This window comes from Fictibacillus enclensis (genome assembly GCF_001457035.1).
In the GTDB taxonomy this organism is placed as follows: Bacteria; Bacillota; Bacilli; order Bacillales; family Fictibacillaceae; genus Fictibacillus_C; species Fictibacillus_C enclensis.
The window spans coordinates 400,622-417,838 of the sequence record NZ_KQ758617.1; the positions used below are offsets into that span (position 1 = coordinate 400,622).

Genomic DNA, 17,217 nt, shown 5'->3' on the forward strand with positions numbered 1-17,217 from the left:
GCTTTGAGCAGCAGCTTTTTGCAGGTGCGAATCTTTCATGTCATGAGCATAAAGCAGGAGAAAAGCTGTGGTGTAAAGAGCTTTAAACCGGGCAAGTTCTTTGGTCTCGGAAGTGACTTCACCGTAAATTTGATAAAAGCAATCCCGGCCCCTGAAGGAAGAAAGCTGTAAACGATGGACAAATCTACAGCGGGATGGCCCACATGAACGTCGCCCCAATCAATAATACCAGCTATCAGGCCTTCATTATTAACGATCATGTTGCGGATATGCAGATCCCCATGGACAAGGAGGGTTTGTCCGCTAATGTCATGAGTAGAGGTGCGTAAGGCGATTCGTATTAACTCATCAACCTCATTGTACAAACCAAGCGATCTTATTTTCTCTAAAAACTCAAGCAGCCTTGGCTTTCGTTTGTGAACATTCAGCCGGTCCAGTTCATCAAAGGGCACACCTGTTTTTAATGCTTTTTCAACAGGATAAGAGTGAAGCACACCTAGAAAGGTTGCAAGGTGAGCCGCTGATTTCACCCGCTGTTCATAAGATAAATTCCCTGGCGGGTGTCCGGGCAGAAGATGATAGCCTGTAAACGCCCAGGGAAACAGATTGGGTTCCGGACGTCCAAAAAAGCAAGGAGTGGCAATGGGAATAAGCAATAGCTCTGCCAGTAGTGGAAGCAAGGCGTTTTCTGTTTTCAAAAGCGGCACGGCAATGGAGCGGCGCGGAAACCGAAAGACATATTGGTCGTTTACGGCATAGACTGTATTGTCAAATCCTTTGCCAAGCTCAGCCACACGGGCTGGCGATAATTGTGGAAACTGAGCTTCGATGAGCTGTTTGGCGAGCAAGGGGGTAACGACGACCTCAGCATCCCATACATTTCCCATAACAATCCTCCTACTGCGAATAAATTCATAGGATTAAATTATATAATTGATAGGAAAAATGGCAAGCGAAACCCAAAAGACACATTCCAGCCAAAATCATGATGGTTCTCATCACGTTCACGCTCATCAGCTTTTTGGAAAAATGAACGGTGAACACCAGATTAAGGTTCCATAAAAATAAGCCCAGTAGTATCGCAATGCTGCAGAGTACAGAAAAAGCAACTGAATGGGTAGCAGTGAGTACATGCAGGGAAGTACCGAATACTCCAAACCAAAAAATTAAGCTGATCGGATTGGCAATGGAAATCATGAACCCTGTCATATAGGCGCCTTTTGGGCTGATTTCTTTAGAAACTGTATATTCGCTTTCTTTTTTTTGAAAAGCATGACTGAAGCTTTGCCAGCATAATAGCGTTAAAAGAACGATCCCGATTAGATACATACTGATCTGCACACCTGATATTTGCATTAAATTCCCCAGGCCTAAGTTAATGCCTAAAAGCAACAGTACATCTCCTGTCAATCCGCCGAGTCCCACACACCAAGAGGCTAGAAACCCTTCCGTTAACCCCCGTCTCATGACTTCAATATTCATCGGCCCGACCGGTGCGGCCAAACTTAATCCCAATACGATAAAATGAATAAATATCACCCAATCCTTCATTCCCGCCACTCCTTCTTGTCCCTTCACTAATTCTATGCGGGTTGATGGACAGGACATGCCTGACAGTGGATATTTCAAAACACCCCTCATGTTTCATGATATCTAAAATGTGGAAGACAACGGATGTACTTAAAAGAAGTAAGGGAGGATTTTTTAGTGCAACCACATAAGCTTTACATTAATGGTGAATATGTACCTTCCACATCAAATGAGACGATCGATATCCTAAACCCGTCAACCGAAGAGGTGGTATCTTCTATTTATAACGGGACGAAAGAAGATGTTGATAAAGCAATAAACGCTGCGTTTGAAGCGCAAAAGCAATGGGAAAAGGTTCCGAGTTTCAAGCGCGGAAAAGCAGTCCGAAAGCTGGGGGATTTGATTCAGGAGAAAAGAGAAACCTTCATTCAGCTGTTGTCTGAAGAACAAGGCAAACCGTACGTTGCGGCCAGCATGGAGGTCGATACAGCGATTGAGTATTTCCACTATATGTCTGAATGGGCGCGCCGTATTGAAGGGGAAATAATCCCCAGCGACCGGCCAAATGAAAATATATTGATCTACCGCAAGCCAATTGGTGTCGTGGCCGGTATTGTTCCATGGAACTTTCCAGTGTTTATTTTGGCAAGGAAGGTTTCGACCGCACTCATTACGGGATGCTCCATTGTCTTGAAACCCAGCCAGCAAACCCCGAACACGGCAGTCGAGTTTACTAAGCTGATCGACAGCATGAAAGAGGAGATTCCGGCCGGTGTTTACAATTTGGTTACCGGTAAAGGATCGGTGATCGGAAATGCGATGGCCTCCCATCCGAAAGTAGGCATCGTGACGATGACAGGCAGTATTGGTGCCGGGTCAAAAGTTATGGAAGCTGCCTCAAAAAATATTACGAAGGTAAACCTTGAGCTTGGCGGCAAAGCCCCGGCTATCGTAACTCAGCATGCAGATCTTGATTTGGCTGTGGACAAGATCAAGACTTCAAGAATCACGAACGCCGGGCAGGCTTGTACGAACGCAGAACGAGTCTATGTTCATGAAAGTGTGGCTGATGCGTTTGTTGATAAAATGGTTAACGCAATGAGAGATACCACGGTTGGCAAGGCATCAGAAGATCGTACAGAAATGGGACCGCTTGTCAGCCAGGACAGATTGGAAACCGTTCATGAAATGGTGGAGAGTGCCGTGAGCAGTGGAGCCAAGGTGGCAACGGGCGGCAAGCGTGCCGATATGGATAAGGGGTTCTTTTATGAACCGACAGTTATTACGAACGTCACTCAGGAGATGAAAATTATCCAGCAGGAGATTTTTGGACCTGTTTTGCCGGTCGTAACATACAACACTCTTGACCAGGCCATTGAATGGGCCAATGATTCAGAGTATGGATTGTCATCTTCCATCTATACAGAGAACGTGCATGAAGCGATGAGAGCAGCCAATGAATTAAAATATGGAGAAACATTCGTGAACCGTGAAAACTTTGAAGCGATTCAGGGCTATCATGCCGGCCAGAGAAAGTCGGGACTGGGTGGTGCGGACGGCAAGCACGGCATCGAGGACTTCCTCGTGACCCATGCGGTTTATATGGAATACAAGAATGATATTCAGTAATGAAAGTTGAGGAGCCTGGCAGGGAATGCCAGGCTTTTTCATTCATTCTGGAAAAGAAAGCACAATTGTTTAGTATGGACAGGCTGAGAGCATGAAAGCAGCGGGAAGTTTGTGAAGGAATATGTACCTGCATTGTTAAATAAAGCAAAGCTGAAAGAGGATGTTATCGAACTTAAAAAAGAAGGTGTTAAAGTAGAAGAATTATGGCGGGTAGTCCAGAAGGTGTCACTAAAAGGGAATGCCATTTAAGTCCTAGTGGTTTAAAGGAATTATGAAATAGAAAAAAGACGTCCTAAAAGAACGTCTTTTTGGCGTTTTGCGGCGAGAGACAGCACTCCACATTGTGCATTGCCTAAAATCGGCGGGTCAATCTCGTCTTATGCAAAATAAGCTCATCGCAAAAATTAGTATACCATGGTTATTGATGAATGTGAAGAGCAATAATAAACAAATCCAGCTCGATTACTAAAGAAGAACGCTTAGGGGGACTTCATTATGAATTTTGCAAGAGCCATTTTTTCTTCTAAATGGTTTGGATATACATTAATTTTCATGTTAATATTTGGTGGTTACTATAAATATGGAATACTTACTGTCATAGGTGTGGCTGCACTCACATCAACTGCTATATCTTTGATTGCATACAGTATCAAACATATTTCATTAATTGATTTATCCAAAAAGGTAAAGTAACAGCCAAGCTCGTGTACTGCACCACAAATTTTAGACAGCGTCTAAAATTTCGAGGTGCTTTTCTTTTAGGGTGATTTACGAACGTGCAGGTGTATAAACAGGAACGGCACCGAAGTAAGCCGTACATTGTAATGGCAGAATACAAGCAAGTGGAGGAGATTTTTATGAAAAAAGTAAAAACGAATGCGATGAGAATTCTGGACAAGGAAAAAATCGACTATGAATCAATGAATTACAGTACGGATGATGGAAAAATAGATGGTGTGTCTGTCGCCCGCAAAATCGGAAGAGAGCCGGGAACCGTATACAAGACACTGGTCGCACAAGGGGCAGGAAAAGAATATTACGTTTTTGTAATCCCAGTGGAAGCGGAGCTGGATTTGAAAAAAGCAGCAAAGGCAGCTGGCGAGAAAAAAGTAGAGATGCTGGCGGTCAAAGACTTGCTTCCTGTCACAGGATATGTTCGTGGCGGCTGTTCACCGATCGGGATGAAAAAGCTCTATTCCACAATTGTAGAAGAGCAAGCAGCCGAGCTGGAAACGGTCATTGTAAGCGCGGGAAAAATCGGTCATCAAGTAGAATTGTCTCCTCAAAATTTAATGAAGGTAACAAATGGCCGATATGCGAATGTATCTAAATAGTTGGAAAGAGGACCTTACAACATTGTGAGAAAGTTGTAAGTTGTCTCGATGTCAAATCACACACTTTTCTTATAAATTAGAAAGAGAAAAAAGAAAAAGGATATTTTAAAAAATTAAAGGGGGTACTAAATGGATTTTACTCAATTTAATAATGAGACGTTTCGAAGCATTAATCAGCTTGCGGATCCTTTGTCTGCTTTAAATCCCTTTATGGTGTTTATGGCAGAGTATGTGTTGTATATTCTGGGAATCGTGTTATTCGGTTTTGTTTTGACCCGTTCCAAGCGCAATCGGGTGATGGTGGTTTTCGCAATCGTAAGCTGTCTGGTGGCAGAGATCTTCGGGAGGCTGGCAGGGCTGTTCTATTCTCATCATCAGCCGTTTTCCGTACTGCCGGATGTGAACCAGTTGATTGAACACGCCATTGATAACTCCTTTCCAAGCGACCACTCGATTATTTTTTTCTCGGTCTGTATGGTTTTGTTGCTATTCAAAAGGAAGACAGGAGCTATCTGGATGTTCATCGCGTGCTGCGTGGCCCTCTCCCGGGTCTGGGTTGGAGTGCATTACCCCGTGGATGTGGTGACAGGCGGGCTGCTAGGTATTTTTTCTGCAGTATTTGTAGTAAAAACCATGTCCGCTATGCCTTTTGCCAAAATGGATGCTTCAAAAAAGGGAGTCGAATATCTTTAAAATGTAGCGGTTCAATTAAACAACTTGACCGTTTTTTTTGCTATAATAGACGGAATATTTCGCATTGCGAAAGAGAAAGGAAGAACCAAAGTGTCGCTCACCACTGTTTTAATGACCCATGAGAATGTGGATCGCTGTGTTTCGCTTTATCAGCAGGTGTTCAACCGTGAACCCTGGAACGAGAGCTGGACAAATGAAACGGCAGGGGAAAGACTGCGCGATCTTGTGAATACTCCGAAGTTTTTCGGATTTATGTATTATGAAGGAGAAGAGCTGGTGGGATTCATTGCAGGCAACAGCAAGAGAACCTTTCAGGGACTCACGTACTATATCGCGGAATGCTGCGTGAACTCAGAGATTCAAGGAAAAGGCTATGGATCAAGAATGTTAAAACTCCTTGAAGATGAATTAAAAGGAAGAGGAGTACGGAGTATTTATTTGTTAACCGTATCAGAGGGGCTTGCCCAAACGTTTTATGAGAAAAACGGATACCACGTGAACGAAAACCGGCTGGTCATGAATAAAAGCCTTTAAAAGGAGGAAACCACATGATTACCTATCCGTCTTTAGAAAAAGGGACAACAATTGGTGTTACCGCTCCATCCTCAGGTCTGTCTGACGAGCTTCACCCTTTGCTGAATCAGGCAATGGAGAGAATGGAAAAAGAGGGTTACAAGGTGGTTTGCGGAAAAACACCATGGACGCAGCATAAGGCAAAGTCAGCGGATGCAAAAGTAAGAGCCGCAGAATTCAATGACATGATGAAAGGACAGGACATCGATATCATTATCCCTCCCTGGGGCGGGGAGCTGTTGATCGAAATGCTGCCTTTTGTAGATTATTCCATAAAAAAACCAAAATGGATCCTCGGTTATTCTGACATAAGTGTTTTGCTGCTGGCGATTACTTTAACTACAGGAATGGCAACGGCACACGGTACAAACCTGATCGATTTGAGGGGAGAAGAAACGGATGCCATAACAGCGATGTGGGAAACGGTATTGTCCGTACCAGAAGGTGATTCGGTGCTGCAACATTCCTCTAGGAAGTATCAGGAAAAATGGGATCACGAAAATCCTTCGTCTCATGTCTATCATCTGACAGAAAAGACCGAATGGAAAACGGTATCCGGTCAGAATGAACAAATAAAAGGTCGTCTATTGGGGGGATGTATTGATGTCATCCGTCATCTGGTTGGCACTCCATTTGGCCATGTTGAAGGTTTTAAGAAAGAACATATTCCTGGCGAACCATTGATTTGGTATTTGGAAAATTGTGAGCTGAATACGGCCGATCTTCGACGCTCATTGGTGCAAATGAAGCTGGCCGGCTGGTTTGACGGGTGCTCTGGAATCTTATTTGGCCGAAGTGCTGCGAATGAACCAGTGGGCGGCTACACTGTTGAAGATGTTTATCAAGATCTCGCAAAAGAGCTGCAGATCCCGATCATCTATGACATCGACTGCGGACATATGCCGCCGCAGGTTACATTGATTAACGGTGCCTGGGCAGAAGTGGAGGTATCCGGAGGGAAAGGGACCGTCCTGCAGCACTTTAAGCCTTGATCCGCTTTTTTCGATATATTTTAATAAAAATGATAAGATGCTAGAAATATCTATTTGAAAGGATGATAGAAATGGCCATTGATAGTGTTAGACGACATTTCAAACAATTCAACCGTGAACAAGACGTAATGGAGTTTGACGCATCCAGTGCAACGGTGCAAGAGGCGGCTGATACGATAGGCGTTATTCCTGCACGGATTGCGAAAACCCTTTCGTTCAGGGGGGAGGGCGATCAGGCAATCCTTGTTGTGGCAGCAGGAGATGCCAAGATCGATAACAAGAAGTTCCGCCAGCATTTTGGATTCAAGGCCCGGATGCTTTCACCAGAAGAGGTCCTGGACCAAACCGGACATGCGATCGGAGGAGTTTGTCCTTTCGGTTTGAAAAATGATCTCGATGTGTATCTCGATGAATCCATGAAGCGCTTTAAAACGCTCTTTCCGGCATGCGGCAGCTCAAACTCTGCCATCGAGCTTACCTGTGAGGAATTGGTTACATACGCCTCAGCCAAAGAATGGGTGGATATCTGCAAAGGCTGGGAAAGCGAAGAAACCGAAGCAGAAAAAGTAAAAAGCCATTCTTAAAAGTAAGGATCCTGATCAGGATCCTTTTTTTGTGGGATTTTTTAAAATTATCAACTTTTTCCAAGTGTTCTTCGTCTATAGTTATAGAGAGGGGTAGAGGGAGTGAAATTGTGCACATACTGTCATATGATAGAAAGCCAGACTTTACAGCAGCAATGACACAAGAAGAAATGATGGAACAAGTCATGACGGACTATGGAAACGAAGTGCTGTATCTTTGCTATACCTATGTGAAGGAATGGAATCTGGCCGAGGACCTGGCGCAGGATGTTTTTTTGAAGGCCTATGAAAAGGCAGATACGTTCAAAGGGGAGGCCAAGCTGAAAACATGGCTGTACAAGATCGCAGCCAACCACTGCAGGGATTATATTAAAAGCGCGCATTACCGGTATTCGATGGTGACGCATAAAATCCAAATGTATATAAAAGGAACATCTTCTTCTGTGGAAGAAATCGCCGTATACAGAGAAGAGAAGAATAAGCTTTATCGGCACATTTTTAAACTGCCATTGAAGTACCGTGAAGTTATTTTTTTATACTATTATGAAGAACTGACCCTTCAGGAAATCAGCGATACACTCAATGCCAATCTGAGTACGATCAAATCCAGATTAACGAAAGCGAGATTGCTGCTGAAAGATGCGATCAAAGGAGGGAAGTAAAATGGAAGAGCTCAAAGATTTACGGAATCATATGAAGAAAACGGTCTTTAACGGCCATGGTTTTGATAAAAGCAACCGGAGGATCGTCCATCAGCGATACAAAAGCATGAAGATGGAAAAAAGAACAAAACGCCGGCGTCCATTAGTTATGACGGCTGCCAGTCTGGCTGTTTGCGCCTTGCTCTTCTTTTTAACGACCTCCATTGTAACAGATCATAAAGGGAAACTCGATCCTTCTTCAGGAAAAACCATAACGAAAACCGAGATGAAACAACAACAAATTGTGAAAGAGGCGACTAAAAAGGGAGAAGTAGTGTCGTATTTAAATGAAAAGTGGATTCCTGACAGCAAAACCAAAAATCTTGAGTACATGCTGCGTCTCAAGAAAAAAGAAGAGCAGGGCAAGCCTTTTAAGACCACCATCCATTATTTTCTTGGCGACAAGGTTTATCAGAATACAATTGAATATAACGGAAAAAAAATCATTTACAAAAATACGGTGCCTGCTCTTGGCGAGCCGAAAACGTATGAATGCAAAGCCTTCAGTGACTCCACAATACAGCTCGAAGGCTGCACGGGAGTAAAAGAAGGATATGATGTCCTTGTCGTGCCTGTGACGTTATCAGATATGAGGTATGCGGAGGCGAAACAATGAAGAAACTAATCAGCACGTTTATCGTTACGTTAGTAGGAATCATCGTACTCAATTTTGTCTGTTCATGGGCGGCAAAGGTTTCATTTATCGATGTGGCGTTCATCACAGGTCTGGCATCAGCCGTCATACTGAAATTTTTTACGTCAAGCGGAGGGTTCTTCTCCAACTCCGCGAGACTTCAGGCACAGGCGCAGACAGGAATAAAAGAACAAGAGGAGAAAAAGTCTTTTTCTCCCGGTATTTCCTTTTATACAGCAGTTGGCTATACGATCTGTTCGGTCATTGCAACGGCAATATATTATAGGGAGTATTTTCTATAGAAGAAAACTTGAAAGCACTGCGACTGCAGTGCTTTTCGTATTTTGAATTCAGAATAAAAATCTTGTGAAATGCCTGCATATCGACTTCATTTTTCATTTAATCGGGTTATTAAAACGTATTCTCGTCCTTGGCGGTCTGGAGCTTCTCTAACATCTTCAACAGACAATCCTGCATCATTCAGTGTTTTGATTATTTCCCGAAGACTTCTAAAGCGCAACGTTGAATCAGAGGTGATTACCGTACCATCTCTTTCGAAAACATAGGTCCATCGAAAAGACACCAAGGAGTCACGAACTTCAGTAACATCTGCCCATACATTTACAATGCCACAGTGAGGGACATTCAACCGCTGGTAGGTTTTCTCTTTATTCCATTCTAACCATGCTTGTGCCTAAGGCTTTCTTGTTTCAAACACCAATCGTCCACTTGGACGCAAAGTGTCTCGGATGGCAAGTAATGTTTCACTCCACTCTTTATCAGTAAGGAAGACTTGAGCTACATTAGCTGTCATCGTGACAAGACCAACCTTCAAGTGACGGAGATCCAGGGCATTTCCGTGAATCCATCTTACACGGTCAGCGCCTTGTTTTGTTTTAGCCACCTTTAATGAAGCTTCAGCAGGGTCCAGCCCAATAACCTTGATGCCTTTCACTGCCAGACGACAGGCAAACGTTCCGGTTCCACAGCCGATATCAAGTACAGTGTGAGCATCAAATTCATTAACCATAGACTCGTAAAGATCTAAATCAGAACGGTCAGAGTCAAAAGGATCATAAATAGATGCGAGTCTTGGATTCTCAAATATTTCATCAGCCATCAAAAAAAACCCTCCTGTCCAAAACCAAATCCTCCTTAAAGTGCCCCGCCTATATCTATTCTTTTGAGATTATGATTAACCTTTAAGAGTAATCAAATTGACCATAGAATACAAAAAAGGCAAGAAATAATTGGATTATTTTCTCGGAGAACATGATATAGTGAAAGGGGGATTTCCCCGTTAGTATTCAGTAAAAGGAGGCTGCCACGTCATGATTATCAAATGGATGAGAGTCAGATAATGATAGGTGCAGACCTGCTGCTCCGTTACGAGTAAAAGTTCTGCGCCTGCTTGCCCGGCGTTGGATAACAAAAGTACGGAGGGATCGTTATGAAGGAAAAGATAATTTCAATTAATGGAATGGATATTTGTACAGAAAACTTTGGGGAACCGGAAGATCCGCCCATTTTACTGATCATGGGAGCCATGTCTTCGCTTGATTGGTGGGATGAAGATTTCTGCTCAGCATTGGCTGCGGAGGGAAGATATGTTATCCGGTACGATCACCGTGATTTGGGCAAATCTGTTGTGTATGAACCGGGGACGTCCAATTACACCATTACCGACCTGGCTGATGATGCCATCCACGTGCTGGACGCGTATGCTTTGGAAAAAGCTCATGTTGTCGGCATGTCCATGGGCGGAATGGTATGTCAGATTCTTGCCGTTCGGAATCCACAGCGCGTCCAATCACTGACGCTCATTGCTTCAAGTGTGTTTGGAACAGAACAGGAAAAGCTTCCGCCAATGGATCAAAAAATTCTTGATCACCATGGAAAGGGTTCTTCCTTAGACTGGTCCGACCGGGATGCGGTTATTTCGTATCTGGCAGGAGGCTGGAGAACACTGGCCGGCTCCAAGCCCTTTGAAAAAGAACGGATGTACCGGTTGGCAGGAAGAGAAATGAACCGGGCACGGCAGCTGCAAAGCAGGTTCAATCATGCGCTGCTGGGTGGTGGAGAAGAATTTTACGACCGAATGGGTGAGATTGCGGTTCCGGCAGTAGTAATCCATGGTACGGAAGATCCTGCTCTTCCTTTTGAGCACGGGAAGGCGCTTGCGAGGGCCATTCCTCATTCTCAATTGATTTCTCTTGAGGGCTCAGGCCATGAACTGCATCGTACAGATTGGGATACAATCATAGCATCCATTGTAAAAACAAGTTCTCTGATAGAAAATAATAGATAAACTGAAATAGAGCAGCTGTCACTTTTGACAGTTGCTTTTCTTTGGTCCGATGTTTAAAGCGAAGCATACAACGGGAAATAAAAAAGAAACGTTACAGAATCGGAGGAACCACATGTCTATCGCATTGAAGCCAACAGAAAGCATCAGATGCCAAAGCGAATATGATTCCCTTGCCCGTGTCATTGTATGTGAACCACAGTACATGTCCATCTCAGAGGTTATCAATGAAACCCAACGGCATTATGCTGCAGAAAATATAAACAGAAGCTTAGCCTCCGCACAGCATAAAGAATTTGTACTCGCGCTTCGCAATCAAGGTGTGGAAGTTGTTGAATTGCCACCAGATCATCAATATCCGGAACAAGTATTTACCCGTGATATTGGATTTACCATAGATTCCACTGTTTTTCTCTCTACGATGGAAAGCTCTATTAGAAAAGGTGAAGTAGAAATATTGAAGAAATGGCTCATTTCCCAAAAGGCAACGATGCAGCCGTTGCCTGATACGAAAATTGAGGGCGGAGACGTAATCGCCGACAGGGACAATGTGTTTGTCGGGGTAAGCGGCCGGACATCAGATATTTCCATCCAGACATTACGCAACCATCTACCGGAAAAAAACATGATGGCCATTCCTTTTGATAAAAAGTATCTGCATCTGGACTGTGTCTTCAATATTCTTTCTCCCCGGAAAGCATTGATTTACCCTCCTGCTTTTCAAGAAAAAGAACTGAACATTCTATCCAAAATGTACGACACCATTGAAGTAAGCAAGGAAGAACAGTTTACCATGGGCACCAATGTTCTTTCCATTGGGAATAAGAAGGTATTCAGTTTGCCCGTTAACAAGAAGGTTAACAGCCAGCTCCGGGAAAGAGGCTATGAAGTCATTGAAGTGGATTTATCGGAAATCATTAAATCCGGAGGCTCTTTCCGCTGCTGCACATTGCCTCTGGTAAGGTATGCCAATTAGCATGCTTGCCGTTTAACTAACTGGGTATAAGGGAACGACTCCTGTGTAACGATAAATAAATTTTTACTTGGGAGTGGTAAGTTGAAAACAGCCAATCGATACCTATTAGAGAAAGAAGATATGACAAAACCTGAAATCGTGCCAAAATGGGTGATTGAAGAGTATAAGAACTTTCATCAAACGGTAACAGACAAGACCTTTCCCTGCTATTTCGGGATGAGTGCCGAAAAAAGGGGTGAGCTTCGTTACGCATATGTCAGCCAGAACGATTGGTCCAACCTGCCGGGCGCTGTCGAAGAATTCATGGAACTGTTCGATGCGCCGAAACTGATCCGTCACGGATTATTTGTATTTGTGGAGCCGGAAACTGAAGAGAAGTCCATTCCTTACTATAGAGAGTATTTCTGGAACCTGCTTCAATATATGCATGAAGAGGATCATGTTCCCTGGCCAGAGGATAAACCCATCGATCCCGATCACTATTTGTGGAACTTCACGTTTGCAGGAGAGCCATTCTTTGTGTTTGGAAACGCACCTGCCTACAAACAAAGAAAAACGCGGGATCTTGGAAACAGCCTTGTGCTGGGATTTCAGCCCAGACGTATCTTTGAAGGGCTGGAAGGAACGTCAAAGGGAGGAATCATGTCCCGGGAAAAGGTAAGGGAACGGGTAGAGAAATGGGACAACCTGCCAACACATCCCAATATCAGCCATTACGGAGATCCTGAACACAAAGAATGGAAGCAATATTTTATCGGCGACGATGTCAAACCCATTGAAGGCAAGTGTCCTTTTCATCATAAATCAAAAGAAAATTAAAGTGTCAGCATACGCAATGGTGCCGGATCATCGAATTTCCAAGATGGCTGGCACCATTTTTCTTATTTCATGGTACAATGGTAGAAGTTTTACCGCGGAATTTGAACGTTGTGTGTAAAATCATTCGATAATGGGGAAATTTCCCGGCGTTTTCGCTAGGATATAACGTATGTGAAGAGCGTTTTTCGTTTATGAGATTTATAGACAGATAAATGTGAAAGGTGAAGTTTCATTCATGAGATTTTTTAGTTTGCGATTTTTACTGCTGTTGGTTTGTGTCGCTGTCTTGGCAGTAATGCTGCTCTATTATTTTACGAATATTACTATTCCGGGGCAGCGATCCGTTTCAGGTATTGTCCAAAATGTTAAAGACATGGCTTCCATTGAAAAAGAAAATAATGTGTTAAAAGCCAAACTGGAGGAACAGGAAACTCTTTCTGTACAGCAATTGGAGTTAAAGCGGGAAAATAAAAACCTTCAGGCTGTTGTAGATAAAACGAAAGAAGTGGAACAATATAATCCTATGCAGGCGAGTGTGATGCACCGGGATGCAGATCCGGCAAACTGGTATGAAACGGTTATTGTTGACAAGGGAAGCAATGATGACGTTCAGGAGAACATGGCCGTAGTGACCCAGGATGGATTGATCGGCAAGATCACACAGGTTAAACCGACATTTTCTGAAGTAAAACTGCTATCCAGCAAAGATAAGAGATACCGTATTTCCGCGACGATTCAAGGCAAAAAAAATGTAAACGGCATACTGAACGGCTTTGACCCGAGCAATAAGTATTTAATGGTCCGTGACATTCTGAATAAGAATCTTAAAAAGGGTGAAAAGGTAGTCACTTCAGGTCTGGGAGAAATATTGCCTCCGAACCTCGATATCGGAACCATTGTTAAAGTGAAGCCCGATCCTTATGGACTGACAAGCATCGCCTATATTAAGCCAACGGCGGACTTTTATGATATCAATCAGGTGATCATTCTCAGAACAGGGAAAAAAGCATAAAATCATTTCCAAATATATTAAAGGTACATACTTACAAATACTTATTAACTAAAAATACAGGTTTAAACTATTTTTTATAGGATATGTTAAGGATAGTAAGAAAAGTAGTGTACTCTTTAATAAGGAGATGAAACGAATGGCTGCAATTAATTTGGCTGTTATCTATTACAGCTCGACAGGAACGAACTACCAACTGGCGAAGTGGGCTGCCGAAAGTGGAAAAGAAACAGGTGCTGAGGTCAAAGTATTGAAGATTCCTGAACTGGCTCCTCCTGAAGCAATTGAATCCAATGCTGCCTGGAAAGCTCATGTCGAGGAAACGAAACATGTTCCGGAAGTATCGTTAAGCGATTTAGAGTGGGCGGATGCGATTATTTTCAGTGTTCCGACCCGTTTTGGTAACGTTCCGTCACAAGTTAAGCAGTTTCTTGATACGACAGGCGGACTTTGGTTCCAGGGTAAACTGGTTAACAAGGTAGTCAGTGCAATGACTTCTGCTCAAAATCCACACGGCGGACAGGAAGCCACTATATTAGCTTTATACACCACAATGTATCATTGGGGTGCGATTGTGGCCACACCGGGATATACAGATCCTGTACTCTATGGAGCCGGAGGAAATCCTTACGGCACAAGTGTTACCGTCGATCAGAGCGGCAATATGGTTGAAGATGTTCAGGGTGCGGTGAAGCACCAGGCGAAACGTACCGTAAACGTAGCTCAGTGGGTCAAGCAGGGCAACCAATAATTGAAAATGAAAAAGGTAAAAGCTGGTCTCCTACTATGGAAACCGGCTTTTACCTTTTTTACGTTCGGGCAGGTGCACCTCCGCTGCCAGCAGAAGGTGCAGGAGGGGCGGTTCCTCCAGATGGAGGGGCTGCAGCAGGAGGAGCAGGTGTCAATGGAACGGACGCCCCTGTTTCAGGAGGTGCGGTGCTCTGACTGGCAGGCTCAAGTGTACCCTGAATGGGCACAAGAAGAGGGCCTACCACTAGAGAGGTGGGGGGAGTATCGAAGGTGGATCCGGCGGAGATGGATTCAGCATCTCCGATCAGTAAAACAGAAGATATGCTCACACCTATGATATTGAACTCATGAACAGCCAGCATTCGGTTGACAATTTTCACATTCACGGACGTCACCTCTCAAAGGAAAATCCCTATTGCCTCTATGTGTATGGAAGGGACAGAAACTTTATGTATACCGCAAAAAGCAGTTCACCTCATCGTGAACTGCTTTTTGTTCTCAGCTGTTTTTTTTGAAGCCGTAGTCTTCCAAGGTTTTTACGGTTGAAGGTTTTTGTAAGTATTGGTAAAACGCTTTTGCTTCTTTTTTGTGTTTGGTGTCTTTAATGATGCCGACGGGATAAACGATTGGACTGTGGGTCTTTGGATCAGCCGAAGCAACAATTTGTACTTTCTTTGAGATCAGGGCATCTGTTTTGTATACAACCCCGGCATCAACATTTCCGGTTTCCACATAGGAAAGAACCTGGCGAACATCTTTGGCATACACAAGCTTGGACTGTAGAGTATTCCAGAGCTTCATGTTTTTAAAGGATTCCTTGGCATAGGATCCGGCTGGCACGGCTTCAGGTGTTCCAATGGAAATCTTTTTTATGGAAGACTTCGAAAGATCGGTGAATGTCGAGATCTTTGCCTCTGAATCCTTCGGAACAACCAGTACAACATCATTACCGACAAGGTTGATGCCTTCGCTCTTTTTAATCATTCCTTCCTTCACCAGCACATCAAACTTATCTTCTGCGGCGGAAAAGAATAAATCTGCAGGAGCACCTTGAGAAATTTGCTGCTGAAGGGTGCCGGAAGCTCCGAAATTGAAACGGAGCTTAACGTTTGAATGCTCTTTTTCATACGTTTTCTGTATGTCAGTCAGGGCATCTTTAAGGCTCGCGGCAGCAGAGATCGTCAGCTCTGTCGTTTTCTTGCTGCTTGCGTTTTTGTCGTTAGACGGATTCTCTCCGCAAGCGGACAAAATTGAAAATAAAAAAAGAAAGAGAACGAGATAAACCGTTTTTTTCAAGTCCATATCCCTCATTTCAAATAAAGTAAGTTTATTATAACTTATTATAATTAGTTATAACTAGTTATAACTAAGATATTAAGGCGAAAGACAATACATTTTCCCTAAAATTAGATACACTAATAACGTGGAGGGATCGTATGGATAAACCAGTATCATATACCATAGAAGAAGTAGCCGACCGGTTAAGAGTTTCAAAGCTTACCATCTATGATCTGATCAAAAAAGGCGAGCTGCCGGCTTATCGGGTCGGCAGGCAAATGCGAATTGATGACCAAGATCTTGAAACCTATAAAAATAGCTCAAAGACCGTGCAGAAGCCACAAAAAAGCCAGAAGCCTCCATTAAATAGAGAACAGCTGGTCATCAGCGGACAGGATATGGTGCTTGATTTTCTTGGCAAGCATTTAGAACCGAAGCTTGGCACGTCTCCTTTAAGGTGGTATACGGGCAGTCTGAACAGCTTAATGGCCATGTACCAGGGACAGTGCGATATTGTGAGCGTCCATTTATTTGATGGTGAAAGCGGGACCTATAACGTGCCTTATGTGAAGCGCATTTTAATCAGCGAACCTTTTGCCTTGATCAACCTGGTATGCAGAACTGCCGGCATTTATGTGAAAAAGGGGAATCCCCTTGGAATTAAAACCTGGAGTGATCTCGCCAAACCGGGTATAACCATCGTTAACCGTGAAAAGGGAGCGGGTGCACGGGTGCTGCTGGATGAACAGCTGAGGCTCGCCGGGCTATCCCGTGAATATATTTCAGGATACAACACCGAGTACACCAGCCATTTTTCAATTGCCTCTGCCGTTGCAGGCGGACAGGCGGATGCCGGGGTAGGAATTGAGAATGTAGCCAAGATGGCTGAAGTGGATTTTATTCCCATGATCCAGGAACAATACGATCTGGTTGTGCTAAAAGACAACCGAAACCTCCTTAAGCTCGTGAGGGACACCATCACTTCACACGAATTTCAAACCCAGGTTAGCCAGTTAAAAGGCTATAACCTGCACCTCTCAGGAGAAATTGTATATGAAACCTAACTAAACCCAGATATCCGTTCAACGGAAATCTGGGTTTTTATTTTGTTTTATGAACTTAAGGAAGAGTTAAGCTTGCTTCTCTAAACTATCCATAACGGTGGTTCAAGCAGGAATGGTTTTTCTGGAAGTGATCCTGCACTTACGCCACAAAGCCTTGAAAAGATGGTCAAAGCAGGAGAGATTAAATATTTCTTAATTTCAGGAGGCAGCAACCGCCGAATGGGAGGCAGAGGGAATTAGGAGGACTTTTTTAATTTGGTTGAGAAACTTCCCGTGAAATCACCCTCAAAAGAGGGGGTTTTTCGCTCTATTTTCTCAACATGGAAATGTCGAATTTTGCTACTAA

Annotated in this window: 22 protein-coding genes and 1 pseudogene; 18 read left to right on the forward strand and 5 right to left on the reverse strand. The window is 43.6% G+C overall.

The window, feature by feature from the left end; translation table 11 throughout:
* Window positions 1-35: 35 nt before the first annotated feature.
* Both AS030_RS02150 and AS030_RS02155 read right to left on the reverse strand, forming a co-directional pair.
* Window positions 36-887: a phosphotransferase gene (locus AS030_RS02150; protein WP_141687008.1), complete on the reverse strand. Its 852-nt coding sequence runs from the start codon at window positions 885-887 to the stop codon at window positions 36-38.
* Between the two features lie 25 nt (window positions 888-912).
* Window positions 913-1,551, reverse strand: a complete 639-nt coding sequence (locus tag AS030_RS02155; protein ID WP_061967882.1) for a LysE family translocator — start codon at window positions 1,549-1,551, stop codon at window positions 913-915.
* Window positions 1,552-1,707: 156 nt separating this feature from the next.
* Between AS030_RS02155 and aldA the strand changes: the two genes are divergently transcribed.
* The 11 genes from aldA to AS030_RS02205 all read left to right on the forward strand — a co-directional run bounded on the left by aldA (window position 1,708) and on the right by AS030_RS02205 (window position 8,972).
* Window positions 1,708-3,159 carry an aldehyde dehydrogenase gene (aldA, locus tag AS030_RS02160; protein WP_061971438.1) on the forward strand — a complete coding sequence of 484 codons (1,452 nt, stop codon included), beginning with the start codon at window positions 1,708-1,710 and terminating at the stop codon, window positions 3,157-3,159.
* Window positions 3,160-3,270: 111 nt separating this feature from the next.
* On the forward strand, window positions 3,271-3,408 hold the full coding sequence (locus AS030_RS23385) for a hypothetical protein (RefSeq protein WP_156412548.1): 138 nt from the start codon (window positions 3,271-3,273) through the stop codon (window positions 3,406-3,408).
* Window positions 3,409-3,654: 246 nt separating this feature from the next.
* Window positions 3,655-3,852, forward strand: coding sequence for a hypothetical protein (locus AS030_RS02165; protein WP_061967884.1), 198 nt, complete (start codon window positions 3,655-3,657; stop codon window positions 3,850-3,852).
* Window positions 3,853-4,016: 164 nt separating this feature from the next.
* Window positions 4,017-4,493, forward strand: a complete 477-nt coding sequence (gene ybaK / locus AS030_RS02170; RefSeq protein WP_061971441.1) for a Cys-tRNA(Pro) deacylase — start codon at window positions 4,017-4,019, stop codon at window positions 4,491-4,493.
* Between the two features lie 129 nt (window positions 4,494-4,622).
* A complete protein-coding gene (locus AS030_RS02175; RefSeq protein WP_061967886.1) occupies window positions 4,623-5,186 on the forward strand; it encodes an undecaprenyl-diphosphatase in 564 nt (187 codons plus the stop codon).
* Window positions 5,187-5,276: 90 nt separating this feature from the next.
* Window positions 5,277-5,720 carry a GNAT family N-acetyltransferase gene (locus AS030_RS02180; RefSeq protein ID WP_240482189.1) on the forward strand — a complete coding sequence of 148 codons (444 nt, stop codon included), beginning with the start codon at window positions 5,277-5,279 and terminating at the stop codon, window positions 5,718-5,720.
* A gap of 14 nt (window positions 5,721-5,734) precedes the next feature.
* Window positions 5,735-6,751 carry a S66 family peptidase gene (locus AS030_RS02185; RefSeq protein WP_061967888.1) on the forward strand — a complete coding sequence of 339 codons (1,017 nt, stop codon included), beginning with the start codon at window positions 5,735-5,737 and terminating at the stop codon, window positions 6,749-6,751.
* A 71-nt stretch (window positions 6,752-6,822) separates the two neighbouring features.
* Window positions 6,823-7,335 carry a YbaK/EbsC family protein gene (locus AS030_RS02190; protein ID WP_061967890.1) on the forward strand — a complete coding sequence of 171 codons (513 nt, stop codon included), beginning with the start codon at window positions 6,823-6,825 and terminating at the stop codon, window positions 7,333-7,335.
* A gap of 110 nt (window positions 7,336-7,445) precedes the next feature.
* A complete protein-coding gene (locus AS030_RS02195) occupies window positions 7,446-7,997 on the forward strand; it encodes a sigma-70 family RNA polymerase sigma factor (protein ID WP_162264536.1) in 552 nt (183 codons plus the stop codon).
* A 1-nt stretch (window position 7,998) separates the two neighbouring features.
* Window positions 7,999-8,652, forward strand: coding sequence for a hypothetical protein (locus tag AS030_RS02200; RefSeq protein WP_061967892.1), 654 nt, complete (start codon window positions 7,999-8,001; stop codon window positions 8,650-8,652).
* Window positions 8,649-8,972: a hypothetical protein gene (locus tag AS030_RS02205; RefSeq protein ID WP_061967894.1), complete on the forward strand. Its 324-nt coding sequence runs from the start codon at window positions 8,649-8,651 to the stop codon at window positions 8,970-8,972. The genes AS030_RS02200 and AS030_RS02205 overlap by 4 nt, the downstream gene beginning before the upstream one ends.
* Window positions 8,973-9,364: 392 nt before the next feature.
* On the opposite strand, the gene AS030_RS24115 is transcribed toward AS030_RS02205, so the two are convergent.
* Window positions 9,365-9,790: a class I SAM-dependent methyltransferase gene (locus AS030_RS24115; RefSeq protein WP_240482267.1), complete on the reverse strand. Its 426-nt coding sequence runs from the start codon at window positions 9,788-9,790 to the stop codon at window positions 9,365-9,367.
* Window positions 9,791-10,120: 330 nt separating this feature from the next.
* On the opposite strand from AS030_RS24115, the gene mle reads away from it, so the two are divergent.
* The 5 genes from mle (at window position 10,121) to wrbA (ending at window position 14,530) form a co-directional block, all read left to right on the forward strand.
* Window positions 10,121-10,978, forward strand: coding sequence for an alpha/beta fold macrolide esterase (gene mle / locus AS030_RS02215; RefSeq protein ID WP_061967896.1), 858 nt, complete (start codon window positions 10,121-10,123; stop codon window positions 10,976-10,978).
* Between the two features lie 112 nt (window positions 10,979-11,090).
* Window positions 11,091-11,951 carry a dimethylarginine dimethylaminohydrolase family protein gene (locus AS030_RS02220; protein ID WP_061967899.1) on the forward strand — a complete coding sequence of 287 codons (861 nt, stop codon included), beginning with the start codon at window positions 11,091-11,093 and terminating at the stop codon, window positions 11,949-11,951.
* A gap of 120 nt (window positions 11,952-12,071) precedes the next feature.
* Window positions 12,072-12,770, forward strand: coding sequence for a YqcI/YcgG family protein (locus AS030_RS02225; protein WP_176716380.1), 699 nt, complete (start codon window positions 12,072-12,074; stop codon window positions 12,768-12,770).
* A 235-nt stretch (window positions 12,771-13,005) separates the two neighbouring features.
* Window positions 13,006-13,782, forward strand: coding sequence for a rod shape-determining protein MreC (gene mreC / locus AS030_RS02230; protein WP_061967903.1), 777 nt, complete (start codon window positions 13,006-13,008; stop codon window positions 13,780-13,782).
* Window positions 13,783-13,918: 136 nt separating this feature from the next.
* Window positions 13,919-14,530 (forward strand): NAD(P)H:quinone oxidoreductase, encoded by a 612-nt coding sequence (wrbA, locus tag AS030_RS02235; RefSeq protein ID WP_061967905.1) that lies wholly within the window; start codon window positions 13,919-13,921, stop codon window positions 14,528-14,530.
* A gap of 58 nt (window positions 14,531-14,588) precedes the next feature.
* On the opposite strand, the gene AS030_RS24760 is transcribed toward wrbA, so the two are convergent.
* Both AS030_RS24760 and modA read right to left on the reverse strand, forming a co-directional pair.
* Entirely contained in the window at window positions 14,589-14,915 is a 327-nt protein-coding gene (locus AS030_RS24760) for a hypothetical protein (RefSeq protein WP_074440443.1), read from the reverse strand.
* A gap of 112 nt (window positions 14,916-15,027) precedes the next feature.
* Window positions 15,028-15,825 carry a molybdate ABC transporter substrate-binding protein gene (gene modA, locus AS030_RS02245; RefSeq protein WP_240482190.1) on the reverse strand — a complete coding sequence of 266 codons (798 nt, stop codon included), beginning with the start codon at window positions 15,823-15,825 and terminating at the stop codon, window positions 15,028-15,030.
* 140 nt (window positions 15,826-15,965) lie between these two features.
* Between modA and AS030_RS02250 the strand changes: the two genes are divergently transcribed.
* Both AS030_RS02250 and AS030_RS24885 read left to right on the forward strand, forming a co-directional pair.
* Window positions 15,966-16,871, forward strand: coding sequence for a substrate-binding domain-containing protein (locus AS030_RS02250; protein ID WP_061967910.1), 906 nt, complete (start codon window positions 15,966-15,968; stop codon window positions 16,869-16,871).
* A 114-nt stretch (window positions 16,872-16,985) separates the two neighbouring features.
* A pseudogene (locus AS030_RS24885) lies at window positions 16,986-17,087 on the forward strand (mannosyltransferase YkcB-related protein); the annotation flags it as partial.
* Between the last annotated feature and the right edge of the window lie 130 nt (window positions 17,088-17,217).

Excerpts from the sequence above, each read along its gene's own strand:
- AS030_RS02165 (WP_061967884.1), top strand. The coding sequence starts at position 3,655 with ATGAATTTTGCAAGAGCCATTTTTTCTTCTAAATGGTTTGGATATACA.
- AS030_RS02155 (WP_061967882.1), bottom strand. The coding sequence starts at position 1,551 with ATGAAGGATTGGGTGATATTTATTCATTTTATCGTATTGGGATTAAGT.
- AS030_RS02250 (WP_061967910.1), top strand. The coding sequence starts at position 15,966 with ATGGATAAACCAGTATCATATACCATAGAAGAAGTAGCCGACCGGTTA.
- AS030_RS02175 (WP_061967886.1), top strand. The coding sequence starts at position 4,623 with ATGGATTTTACTCAATTTAATAATGAGACGTTTCGAAGCATTAATCAG.
- AS030_RS02150 (WP_141687008.1), bottom strand. The coding sequence starts at position 887 with ATGGGAAATGTATGGGATGCTGAGGTCGTCGTTACCCCCTTGCTCGCC.
- wrbA (WP_061967905.1), top strand. The coding sequence starts at position 13,919 with ATGGCTGCAATTAATTTGGCTGTTATCTATTACAGCTCGACAGGAACG.
- AS030_RS24115 (WP_240482267.1), bottom strand. The coding sequence starts at position 9,790 with ATGGCTGATGAAATATTTGAGAATCCAAGACTCGCATCTATTTATGAT.
- AS030_RS02185 (WP_061967888.1), top strand. The coding sequence starts at position 5,735 with ATGATTACCTATCCGTCTTTAGAAAAAGGGACAACAATTGGTGTTACC.
- mle (WP_061967896.1), top strand. The coding sequence starts at position 10,121 with ATGAAGGAAAAGATAATTTCAATTAATGGAATGGATATTTGTACAGAA.
- AS030_RS02225 (WP_176716380.1), top strand. The coding sequence starts at position 12,072 with ATGACAAAACCTGAAATCGTGCCAAAATGGGTGATTGAAGAGTATAAG.
- AS030_RS02200 (WP_061967892.1), top strand. The coding sequence starts at position 7,999 with ATGGAAGAGCTCAAAGATTTACGGAATCATATGAAGAAAACGGTCTTT.
- AS030_RS02205 (WP_061967894.1), top strand. The coding sequence starts at position 8,649 with ATGAAGAAACTAATCAGCACGTTTATCGTTACGTTAGTAGGAATCATC.
- AS030_RS02220 (WP_061967899.1), top strand. The coding sequence starts at position 11,091 with ATGTCTATCGCATTGAAGCCAACAGAAAGCATCAGATGCCAAAGCGAA.
- AS030_RS02190 (WP_061967890.1), top strand. The coding sequence starts at position 6,823 with ATGGCCATTGATAGTGTTAGACGACATTTCAAACAATTCAACCGTGAA.
- ybaK (WP_061971441.1), top strand. The coding sequence starts at position 4,017 with ATGAAAAAAGTAAAAACGAATGCGATGAGAATTCTGGACAAGGAAAAA.
- mreC (WP_061967903.1), top strand. The coding sequence starts at position 13,006 with ATGAGATTTTTTAGTTTGCGATTTTTACTGCTGTTGGTTTGTGTCGCT.